The organism is Achromobacter sp. D7-1, from assembly GCF_059760445.1.
Map to the genome: position 1 here is coordinate 1 of NZ_JCBAMT010000140.1, position 10,435 is coordinate 10,435.

A 10,435-nucleotide genomic window follows, 5' to 3' on the forward strand; every position below is an offset into this window, starting at 1 on the left:
GGCCTTGCTCATCCTGGAATGAGCAAGGCCCGCGGTGTTTTCGGCAGATGCGTTTAGATCGCTGCCAGGCGCTTGAGCACCGTCTGCTTGCCCAGCAGGGCCAGCACCGCGTCCACGGCCGGGGTCTGGGTCTGGCCGGTGACGGCCACGCGCAGCGGGATGGCCAGTTGCGGCATCTTCATGCCGCGATCGGCCAGCACGGCCTTGATCAGGGCGGACAGGGCTTCGCGAGTCCAGTCCGTGTCCTGGGCGCGCTGGGCGAAGTCGGCCAGCGCTTCGCGCGCGGGGGCGGTGAGGTGCTGCTCGGCCAGCTCGGCGGGCGCGCCCTTGAACTCGGCGCAGAACAGCATGGCGCCGTCGGCCAGTTGCTCCAGCGTTTCCGCGCGGTCCTTCAACAGGCCCATGACGCCCGGCAGGTCGATCTTTTCCGGATGGCCGCCGCGGTTCGCCACGCGCGGCGCCACGCGCTCGGCCAGTTCGGCGTTGTCCATCTGCTTGATGTAGTGGGCGTTGACCCAGTTCAGCTTCTTCGGATCCCACTGCGAGGCCGACTTGGACAGGTGCTTGGTGTCGAACCAAGACACCAGTTGTTCGCGCGAGAAGAGTTCGTCGTCGCCGTGGCTCCAGCCCAGGCGCGCCAGGTAGTTGACCATGGCCTCGGGCAGATAGCCTTCGTTGTCGTACTCCATGACGTTGACGGCGCCGTGGCGCTTGGACAGCTTTTCGCCGTCCGGACCCAGGATCATGGGCACGTGGCCGTACTCGGGCAGGGCGGCGCCCAGCGCGCGCAGGATGTTGATCTGGCGCGGGGTGTTGTTGACGTGGTCATCGCCGCGCAGCACGTGGGTGATGCCCATGTCCCAGTCGTCGACCACGACGCAGAAGTTGTAGGTGGGCGTGCCGTCCGGGCGCGCGATGATCAGGTCGTCGAGTTCGGTGTTGTCGAAGCTGATCGTGCCCTTGACCATGTCGTTCCAGGAGGTCGCGCCTTCCTGCGGGTTCTTGAAGCGCACCACGGGTTTGCGGCCTTCGGGGATGGCCGGCAGGGTCTTGCCGGGCTCGGGACGCCAGGTGCCGTCGTAGCGCGGTTTGTCGCCGCGTGCGCGGGCGGCTTCGCGCATGGCTTCCACTTCCTCGGGCGAACTGTAGCAATGGTAGGCGGTGCCGGCGGCCAGCATCTGCGCGACCACTTCGCGGTAGCGGTCCATGCGCTGCATCTGATAGAAGGGGCCTTCATCGGGCTGCATGCCCAGCCAGTCCATGCTGTCCAGGATGGCCTGCACCGCTTCCGGCGTGGAGCGTTCGACGTCCGTGTCTTCGATGCGCAGCACGAAGGTGCCCTGATGGTGGCGCGCGAAGGCCCAGGAGAACAGCGCGGTGCGTGCGCCGCCCAGATGCAGGAAACCCGTGGGCGAAGGCGCGAAACGGGTACGAATGGGGGTAGAGGCGTTGGAAGTCATAGGTGGCAATGATAGCGGCTGCGGCGCCACAAATCGGCGTCAGGCTGGGCCCAAGTCAAACGTAGGGCGGGGTTGTCTTGTTACGATGAAGGGTATTTTAGATTAGGGCCTGCTAACACCATGTTGCGACACGCTCTCGCCCCGATGTTCGAGCCCGCCTCGCTGGTGATCGTCGCCGACCGGCCGCTGCCGGCGGCGGCTTCGCTGCCGCCCACGCTCAAGGGCAAGACCACGGTGGTTGCCTGCGCAGTCGGCGCCGCGCCGGATCTGCCGGACACGCTGCAAGGCCTGGCCCAGGGCGAGCGGCCCGATCTGGCCCTGGTTTGCGTGTCGCCGGCAGTCCTGCCGGAAACACTGCGGCGGCTGTCGCCCCTGGCGCCGCGTTCGGTGATCCTGCTGCCCCACGAATTGCCCGATCCCTATCCGCGCGGCACGCTGGCGCTGTGCCGCGCCTGGGCCGAGGAAAACCGCTGCGAATTGCTGGGTCCGCGCTCTTTCGGCGCCCAGCGGCCGCACGCCGGCCTGAACCTGAGCCAGCACCCGGTGCTGGCGCGCGCCGGCCGCGTGGCGCTGCTGGCGCAGTCGCGCTCCATCATGGCCGCGGTCATGGATTGGGCCGAGGACGTGCACATCGGCTTTTCCACCGCCGTGTCGCTGGGCGACGAGGCGGTGGTGGGCCTGTCCAAGGTGCTGGACTACCTGGCCAGCGATCCGCGCACGGACAGCATCGTGCTCTATCTGGAAGACGTGGGCCCGGCCCGCGAATTCATGAGCACCTTGCGCGCCGCGGCCTCGGTCAAGCCCGTGATCGTGCTGAAGGCGGGGCGCGCGGACACCGACAGCGCCGACGCCATCTTCGACGCGGCCCTGCGCCGCGCGGGCGCGGTCCGTGTGCGCTACTTCGTGCAGCTGTTCTCGGCGGTCAAGGTGCTGGGCTATACGCGCCGCCCCAAGGGCCGGCGCGTGGCGCTGATCTCCAACGGCAGCGGGCCTCCGCAGCTGGCAATGGACCTGATCGGCCCCGACGCCGCCGTGCTACGCGCCGAACTCGCACCGGCGACCCAGCGCGCGCTGGTGGCCATGCTGGAGCCGGACGCGGCCACGGCGAATCCCGTCATCACCTTCACGCCGCTGACCCCGGAGCGCATCCGCGCCATGTTGGACGCGGTGCTGGACGACGCCGGTGTGGACGGCGTGCTGGTGCTGCTGGCGCCCGACGCGCTGGCGGACATGCCGGCGGTGGCGCGCGAGCTGGCGCAGATCGCGCCCAAGGCGAAAAAGCCGGTGGTGACCTGTTTCATGGGCGACGCCGGCATGCGGCCGCTGCGGCGCATGCTGGACGACGCGGGCACTTCGGCGTTCCGCACGCCCGAATCGGCCGCGGACGCTTTCGGCGTGCTGGCGACCCATCACTACAACCAGCAACTGCTGCTGCAGACGCAGCCGCCGGAACCGGCCACCCACGTGCCGGACCTGACGGCCGCGCGCGAGATCCTGGCGCGCGTGCGCGCCGAGTGCCGGCGCGAGCTCAACACTTCCGAAATCCGCAGCCTGCTGGCCCTGTTCTACGTGCCGCTGCGCGACACGCCGATGGACGTGGCGACCGCCGAGCCGGAATCCCGCCCCATGGCGATCCGGGTGCGGCGCGATCCCCAGTTCGGCCCGGTCATCCGTTTCGGCGCGGGCGGTCCCGACGCGGTGTTGTCCCAGTCCGACCGCGGCGTCGACCTGCCGCCGCTCAACGGTTTCCTGGCCCGCCAGCTGATCGAGCGCAGCCGGCTATGGCGCCGCGTGCTGGCGCCGCGCATCGGCCACATGGCCGCCGAGGCCTTGCAGCAGGCGGTGGTGCTGGTGTCCGAGCTGGTGTCGGAACTGCCCGACATCGAGTCCCTGGACATCGACCCGCTATATGCCGGCGAAACGCATCTGCGCGCCGGCGGACTGCGCATGACGCTGACCGAGAAGCCGGGCTGCGCAACGCCGCAGACTGCCGGCTATCCGCATATGGCGATCCATCCGTATCCGGCGCGGCTGGTGCAGGTGCGCCGCTTCGCGGACGGCATTCCCTGGGTGCTGCGTCCCATCCGTCCCGAGGACGCCGACCCGCTGCAGGAATTCATCCGCGGCCTGTCCGAGCGTTCGCGCTACATGCGCTTCGTCTCCATGATGCGCGAGCTGACGCCGCGCATGGTGTCGCGCTACACGCAGGTGGACTACCACCGCGAGCTGGCCCTGGTGGCCGCCACGCAGGTGCCGAACCCGGCCAACCGCGGCCATCCGCGAGAGGTGCTGGTGGGTTTCGCGCATTACCTGCGCAATCCGGACGGCCGGGGAGCGGAGTACGCCCTGGTGATCGGCGACGACTGGCAGCGGCGCGGCCTGGGCCGCCAGCTCATGACGGCGCTGATCGATGCGGCGCGCGAGCAGGGGCTGGAGTACATCGACGGCCTGGTGCTGTCGACCAACCGGCCCATGCTGGCGCTGATGACCAGCCTGGGCTTCACCAACGACGCGGATCCGGAAGACCCGACCATGCGCCGGGTGTGGCTGGACCTGGCCTGATATCAGGCTCGTTCAGGCGGTCTTCCGGACCGTCTGGGCGGGCTTGAGCCGCGCGATCGATTCGTCCACCGACAGCACGTCGCCGAAGAACAGCATCCAGCCGTGCAGCGCGTGCTCGTGCTCGGCCGGCGTGACCGCGGCCAGCGCGTCGTCCACCATGATGGTGCGGAAGTCCCGCATCATGGCATCGCGGGCGGTGGATTCGCAGCACACGTTGGTGACCGTGCCGGCGATCAGCAGCGTATCCACGCCGCGCCCGCGCAACAGCGGCTCCAGTTCGGAAGAGCCAGGCGCCATTGCGCTGTAGAAGCGTTTGGTCACCCGCAGGTCAGTGTCGCGCGCATGCAGGTCCGGGTGCAGCGCGTAGCCGGGAGCGTCGCGGCGCAGCGTTTCCAGGCGCCGGGCGCTGCGCTCCGGCGTCAGCATCACGCGGTGGTGGTGCGACCAGAACAAGTCGGCATTGTCAGAGGCGGTCTGCACCCAGACGATGGTGCCGCCCGCGGCGCGCACTGCGTCGCACAGGCGGTTGATGGGCGCGATGATCTCGCGCGCCGGTGCGCATTCACCCTGATAGCCGGGCAGGGTGAAATACTGCTGCATGTCCACCACCACCACCGCCAGGCGCGCGGCCGGCAGCTCGTCATAGGGGTGCAGGCGGCCCTGGCGGGCGATCACGCGGTCCTGCACCCATTGCGGGAATTCCATGGCGGCTCCTTATCCGTAGCGCCGCGCGATGGCGGCTTCGATGCGGTAGACGATCAGGTACATCACGCTGGAGATCAGGGCCAGTATGGCGATGGCGGTCATGACGATGTTCAGCTTGAACACCTGGCTGCCGTTCATGATGAGAAAGCCCAGGCCGGAATCCGCAGACTGGAACTCGCCCACGATCACCCCGACCAGCGCCAGGCCGATATTCATCTTCACGGCCGCGATCAGCGTGGGCACGCTGCCCGGCAGCACCACCTTGGTCAGCACCTGCCAGCGGCTGGCGCCGAAGGTATGGGCCAGCTTGACCTTGTTCAGGTCTATGCCGCGAAAGCCCGCATAGATCACCATGATGGTCACGAACACCGCGATCGCCACGGCCATGCCGTACACCGCGTAGTCCGAACCCAGCCAAAGATAGAAGATCGGCACGAAGGCGATCTTGGGCATGGCGTTGGCCACCACCAGGAAGGGGTCCAGCACCTTGTACAGGAAGTCCGACCACCACAGTGCGGCGGCCACCACGATGCCGATCGCCATGCTCAGGCCGAAGCCCACCAGCGTGGCGCTCAGCGTGGTCATGATGTGCTTGCCCAGTTGGCCGTTGTTCCAGAGCTCGATAAACGTCGGCCACAGCGCGCTGGGATAGCTGGTCAGGAGCGGGTTGAGGACGTGCATGCGCGGCAGGATTTCCCAGGCGCACAGGAAAATCAGCAGCAGCAGGGCCTGCGCAATGCGGATATGCCTGCGCCGCGCGCGGTCGCGTTGCAGGTAGTTCAGGTACTTCTCGCTGGGCGCGCGCACGGCGCGTAGCGGAACGGTATTGGCGACGGGCGCGTTCATGGGTCAACCCTCCACGTGGACGTCCAGCTCGTCCCACAGCTGTTTGAAGTAGGTATTGAATTCAGGCCGCGAGCGCGCCTGGAACGGCGTCGGCCGGGTCCCGTCGCCATAGTGGATGCGGTACTGGCTCTTCAGGCGGCCGGGCCGGCGCGACAGCACGATCACGCGGTCCGTCATGGCAATGGCTTCGCCGATGTCGTGGGTGACCAGCACGACGGTCTTGCCCTCCCGCCGCAGGATGTCCACCACTTCATCGGAGATCGCCAGCCGCGTCTGCGAATCCAGCGCCGAGAAGGGCTCGTCCAGCAAGATCACGTCAGGCTCGGTGACCAGGGTGCGGGCCAGCGCGGCGCGCTGCCGCATGCCGCCGGACAGCTGGCGCGGCGTGTGCGACAGGAAGGCGCCCAGCCCGCATTTCTCCAGCAGGTGCACGGCGCGCGCCTCGCTGCGCGCGTCGCGGCGGCCCTGGATCTCCGCGCCCAGCATGACGTTGTCCAGGATGGTGCGCCACTCGAACAGGTAGTCCTGCTGCAGCATGTAGCCGATGCGCGGATTGGGCTTGGTCACGGCCTGGCCGTCTATCATCACCGCGCCCGAGGTGGGCGGAATCAGCCCGGCGATCAGGGACAGCAGCGTGCTCTTGCCGCAGCCGCTTTGCCCGATCAGGCTGACGAATTCGCCCGCCGCCAGCGTGAACGACACGTTGGCCAGTGCCTCGGTCTCGCCTTCCTGGGTGAAGTAGGAAAGACAGACCTCGCGCAGTTCGATCTTGGCCGTGGCGGGATCCGGCTTCAGATTGTGGATGACGGCGCCCATCATTGGGCCTTCTTGGCGAAGTCGGTCACCACCACGTCCTCGTACTTCACGCGGGCGCTGTCCTTCATGACCGCGCTGGCGATCAGCATGTCCTGCAACTGGTTCATGGCCTCGGCCGTCACCAGCGGCGTGGTCTTCCAGATCTGGTATTGCTTGTAGCGTTCGATGGCTTCAGTCACAGCGGCCTGGTCCATGCCGGGGAAGTAAGTCATGATTTGCGGCGTCAGCGTGGCGGCGGGCGTGTCTTTCACATACTTTTCGGCCCGCGCCACCACATTGGTCCAGGCCTGGATGACCTTGGGGTTGTCGCGGATGTATTTGTCGGTGGCCGTGAATACGGTGTAGTCCACCTGGCCGACTTCATGACCCACCGAGGCGACGATGTAGCCCTTGCCGTTGCGCACCAGTTCGCCGGCCTCGGGTTCAAGAAAGATGCCGTACTCGCCCTGGCCGGCCATCCATGCCCCGGCGCGCGCCGGGATGCCGATGTTGTTCAGCAGCTTCACGTCCTTTTGCGGATCCACGCCGTGCTTGCGCAGCGCCGTTTCCAGGAACACGATGGGATTGGACCCGGGCCGAAAGCCGATGACCTCCTTGCCCTTGAGCATGGACCAGTCGAACTTCTCCACCGGCTTGCGCGCCAGCAGGAAGAAGCCGTCGGTGGCGGTCAGTCCGGCGAAGATCTTGGGTTTGACCGGCGATTCACTGTTATGGACGTAGATGGACGCCTCGGGGCCGATCAGCACGATGTCGGCGCTGCCGGAGAGCAGCGCGGTCATGCCCTTGTCCGTGCCCTGCGAGGTCTTCATGGACACGTCCAGGCCGGCGTCCTTGAAGTAGCCCTGCGACAGGGCCACGTATTTCGGCACGTAAAGAATGGACCGCACCACTTCTTCGTAGCGGACCTTCACGGGGGGATTGAGGGCTTCGGCCTGGGCGGCCAGGGGGGCGAGCAGCGCGAGCAGCGCCGCAGCCGCCAGACGGGGCGATGGCAAGGATTTCACGGGACTTTCTCCTGCGTCTTGAATGCCACGCCGAAACCCGGCGCAACACGGCCAATGGGATGGATCGACAACAACAACAGGGAAGCCCGAACTGGTTGCCCGGGCCGGTAAGGCTTGGATCGAATACTATATTCAATACAATGAGGCGACAAGCATTTTGCAGTTGGCGTTTTTCTCTATGGACGAGAGAAGCTCGGCCCGCTAAAAATTCAGGCTGGAATGCTAGTTGGTATACAAAATGAAATCGCAGGCCGCCAGGGCCTGCGATGGACCGGCAGGGCGCGCAGCGCCCATCCGCCGGGATCAGGGCTGCCGGGAGCGGCCCTGCATGGTCTTCACTTCAGACCAGGACTTGGTTCAGGAACTTCGAGATGTCGGCCACTTCCTCGGCGCAAACCGAGTGCGGCATCGGGTAGGTGTGCCATTGCACGTCGTAGCCCAGCCGCTGCAGTTCGGCCAGCGAGGCCTGGGCGCGCGGCAGCGACACCACCGGATCGTACTGGCCGTGGGCCAGGAAGATGGGCGTGTCCTGGTTGGCGTCGTGGCGCTCGGCCTCGGCCGTATCCAGCAGCGGCAGATAGCCCGACAAACCCATCATGCCCGCCAGCTTTTCCGGCAGGCGGATGCCGGTATGCAGGGTCATGGCGCAGCCCTGCGAAAAGCCCGCCAGCACGATCCTGGAAGTAGGAATGCCGCGGGCGTTCTCGCGTGCGATCAGCTTGTGGATGGCGGCTTCCGAGGCGCGGATGCCGCGGGCGTCCTCGACGCGCACCAGGTCCATGACCAGGATGTCGTACCAGGAGCGCATCGCCATGCCGTTATTGATCGTCACGCGCTGCACCGGCGCGTTCGGGAACACGAAGCGCACCGAAGCGCCGGCCGGCAGGTCCAGCTCCGGCACGATGGGCGCGAAGTCGTTGCCGTCGGCGCCCAGGCCGTGCAGCCAGATCACGGCATGCGTGGGATTGGGGGCGGTTTCGATCTCGATGCAATCGAGCAGGTCGGTCGGAGCGTTCATGGACGGCGGACGGTGAAAATCAGAGGGTGAGGGTCTTCAGGGCCTGGAACAGCGCGCGATAGTGCTTCTTTTGCGGCTCCTGGCCTTGCAGCAGGGCGGCGTTGGCCTGCTTTTCCTTGCGGGCGGCGCGGATCAGCGCGCGCAGTTGCTGGACGTCGGCTTGCGGATTGCTGTTGAGCAACTTGGTCAAGGCCTCGTCGTCGTCCAGCAGGCGGTCGCGCAGCGTTTCCAGCCGGTGCATGGCGGCGGTTTCCTCGCGCGAGCCGTTTTCCCAGATGTCGAGCTGGGTGCGGATCTCGTCGGCCGGCGCGTCGCGCATCAGCTTGCCCACGAAGTGAACCTGGCGCCGCTTGCCCTCGCGTCCGGTGGTGCGCTGCGCCGTGCGGATCGCCTCATAGAGGCGCTCGGCCAGGGGCAATTGCTTGAGGCGTTCGGGGGACAGGTCGATCAGCTGCTTGCCCAGGTCCAGCAGGGCGTGCATTTCGCGCTTGACCTGGGACTTGCTGGGACGGTCGTAGCCGTTCTCGTCGTAACCGTCGTCGACGGATTCTTCTTCAGTATGGGAATTCATGGAAAACTGCGCAATGACAGACTTGGCTATGATAACCGTCTCTGCAAATTGGACTGCAATGGTTAAAACCTCCTCATCCTTGCCGCTGGCGGCGAATCACGCGCGTTTTTCCGAACTCGTCGAACAAACCCTCGCCTATGCGCGCCAGATCGGCGCCTCCGACGCCGCGGCGGAAGTCTCGGAAAGCCTGGGCCTGTCGGTGTCCGTGCGCAAGAACGACATCGAAACCGTCGAACAGACCCGCGACCGCTCCCTGGACCTGACGGTCTACGCCGGCCAGAGCCGCGGTTCCGCCTCCACCTCCGACTTTTCCGAAGCCGCGCTGCGCCAGACAGTCGAAGCCGCCTGGCATATCGCGCGCCACACCGCCGCCGATCCGGCCGCCGGCCTGCCCGACGCCGACCAGCTGGCCACCGAATTCCCCGACCTGGACCTGCACCGCGCCTGGAGCGTGTCCACCGAAGAGGCCGCCGAGCTGGCGCTGCGCGCCGAGCGCGCCGCCCGCGAGGTCGATGCGCGCATCACCAATACCGATGGCGCCACCGTGGGCACCTACGAAGGCCAATTCGTGATGGGCAACACGCGCGGCTTCCTGGGCGGCTATCCGTACTCCCGCCACAGCCTGTCGGTTGCGCCCATCGCCGGCCGTGGCAACGGCATGCAGCGCGACTACTGGTACAGCTCCGAGCGCGATCCGGCCAAGCTGGCTTCGCCCGAAGCCATCGGCCGCTACGCCGCCGAGCGCACGCTGTCGCGCCTGTCGGCCCGCCGCATCCGCACCGGCAAGTTCCCGGTCCTGTTCGAAGCGCCGTTGGCGCTGGGGCTGGTGGGGGCGCTGACCCAGGCCGCCAACGGCGGCGCGCTGTACCGCAAGGCCAGCTTCCTGCTGGACGCGTTGGGCAAGCCCATCTTCCCTGACCACATCAACCTCACCGAAGACCCGCACATCCGCGGCGCCATGGGCAGCTCGCCCTTCGACGACGAAGGCGTGCGCACGCGTCGCCGCAACGTGGTGTCGGCCGGGGTGCTGGAAGGCTATTTCCTGTCTTCCTACACCGCCCGCAAACTGGGCATGGTCACCACCGGCAATGCCGGCGGCTCGCACAACCTGGTGTTCAGCTCCACCCGCACCCGCCGCGGCGACGACTTCGAAGCCATGCTCAAGAAGATGGGCACGGGCTTTCTCGTCACCGAACTGATCGGGCAGGGCGTCAACTACGTCACCGGTGACTACTCGCGCGGCGCGTTCGGCTACTGGGTGGAAAACGGCCAGATCCAGCACGCGGTGCAGGAAATCACCATTGCCGGCAATCTGGCCGACATGTTCAAGCAGATCGTGGCGATAGGCGCCGACACGATTTCGCGCGGCACCAAGACCACCGGTTCGATCCTGATCGAACAGATGGCCATTGCCGGAACCTGATCTCTCGGATGCAGCCGCGGCGCCATGCGC

General features: G+C 66.8%; 9 protein-coding genes. 2 read left to right on the plus strand and 7 right to left on the minus strand.

Going from position 1 to position 10,435, the window contains the following annotated elements:
- Positions 1–53: 53 nt before the first annotated feature.
- A complete protein-coding gene (gltX, locus tag AC6LKD_RS31780; RefSeq protein ID WP_492276911.1) occupies positions 54–1,460 on the minus strand; it encodes a glutamate--tRNA ligase in 1,407 nt (468 codons plus the stop codon).
- 120 nt (positions 1,461–1,580) lie between these two features.
- Between gltX and AC6LKD_RS31785 the strand changes: the two genes are divergently transcribed.
- Positions 1,581–4,022: a bifunctional acetate--CoA ligase family protein/GNAT family N-acetyltransferase gene (locus AC6LKD_RS31785; protein WP_498118465.1), complete on the plus strand. Its 2,442-nt coding sequence runs from the start codon at positions 1,581–1,583 to the stop codon at positions 4,020–4,022.
- A gap of 12 nt (positions 4,023–4,034) precedes the next feature.
- On the opposite strand, the gene AC6LKD_RS31790 is transcribed toward AC6LKD_RS31785, so the two are convergent.
- The 6 genes from AC6LKD_RS31790 to yjgA all read right to left on the minus strand — a co-directional run bounded on the left by AC6LKD_RS31790 (position 4,035) and on the right by yjgA (position 8,982).
- Complete coding sequence (locus AC6LKD_RS31790) at positions 4,035–4,727, minus strand: isochorismatase family protein (protein WP_498118466.1); 693 nt, start codon at positions 4,725–4,727, stop codon at positions 4,035–4,037.
- A gap of 9 nt (positions 4,728–4,736) precedes the next feature.
- Positions 4,737–5,573, minus strand: coding sequence for an ABC transporter permease (locus AC6LKD_RS31795; protein ID WP_498118467.1), 837 nt, complete (start codon positions 5,571–5,573; stop codon positions 4,737–4,739).
- A gap of 3 nt (positions 5,574–5,576) precedes the next feature.
- Positions 5,577–6,389, minus strand: coding sequence for an ABC transporter ATP-binding protein (locus AC6LKD_RS31800; protein ID WP_041654829.1), 813 nt, complete (start codon positions 6,387–6,389; stop codon positions 5,577–5,579).
- The gene (locus tag AC6LKD_RS31805) at positions 6,389–7,393 is read right to left on the minus strand and encodes an ABC transporter substrate-binding protein (RefSeq protein ID WP_498118468.1); all 1,005 of its coding nucleotides are present in this window, start codon (positions 7,391–7,393) and stop codon (positions 6,389–6,391) included. Before AC6LKD_RS31805 ends, AC6LKD_RS31800 begins: the two co-directional genes overlap by 1 nt.
- Before the next feature lie 340 nt (positions 7,394–7,733).
- A complete protein-coding gene (locus tag AC6LKD_RS31810; protein ID WP_498118469.1) occupies positions 7,734–8,411 on the minus strand; it encodes an alpha/beta hydrolase in 678 nt (225 codons plus the stop codon).
- A 19-nt stretch (positions 8,412–8,430) separates the two neighbouring features.
- Positions 8,431–8,982: a ribosome biogenesis factor YjgA gene (gene yjgA, locus AC6LKD_RS31815; RefSeq protein WP_207471004.1), complete on the minus strand. Its 552-nt coding sequence runs from the start codon at positions 8,980–8,982 to the stop codon at positions 8,431–8,433.
- A 58-nt stretch (positions 8,983–9,040) separates the two neighbouring features.
- On the opposite strand from yjgA, the gene pmbA reads away from it, so the two are divergent.
- On the plus strand, positions 9,041–10,405 hold the full coding sequence (gene pmbA, locus AC6LKD_RS31820) for a metalloprotease PmbA (protein ID WP_013391405.1): 1,365 nt from the start codon (positions 9,041–9,043) through the stop codon (positions 10,403–10,405).
- The last annotated feature ends 30 nt before the right edge of the window (positions 10,406–10,435 follow it).

Excerpts from the sequence above, each read along its gene's own strand:
- AC6LKD_RS31800 (WP_041654829.1), bottom strand. The coding sequence starts at position 6,389 with ATGGGCGCCGTCATCCACAATCTGAAGCCGGATCCCGCCACGGCCAAG.
- AC6LKD_RS31785 (WP_498118465.1), top strand. The coding sequence starts at position 1,581 with ATGTTGCGACACGCTCTCGCCCCGATGTTCGAGCCCGCCTCGCTGGTG.
- AC6LKD_RS31795 (WP_498118467.1), bottom strand. The coding sequence starts at position 5,573 with ATGAACGCGCCCGTCGCCAATACCGTTCCGCTACGCGCCGTGCGCGCG.
- gltX (WP_492276911.1), bottom strand. The coding sequence starts at position 1,460 with ATGACTTCCAACGCCTCTACCCCCATTCGTACCCGTTTCGCGCCTTCG.
- AC6LKD_RS31790 (WP_498118466.1), bottom strand. The coding sequence starts at position 4,727 with ATGGAATTCCCGCAATGGGTGCAGGACCGCGTGATCGCCCGCCAGGGC.
- yjgA (WP_207471004.1), bottom strand. The coding sequence starts at position 8,982 with ATGAATTCCCATACTGAAGAAGAATCCGTCGACGACGGTTACGACGAG.
- AC6LKD_RS31810 (WP_498118469.1), bottom strand. The coding sequence starts at position 8,411 with ATGAACGCTCCGACCGACCTGCTCGATTGCATCGAGATCGAAACCGCC.
- pmbA (WP_013391405.1), top strand. The coding sequence starts at position 9,041 with ATGGTTAAAACCTCCTCATCCTTGCCGCTGGCGGCGAATCACGCGCGT.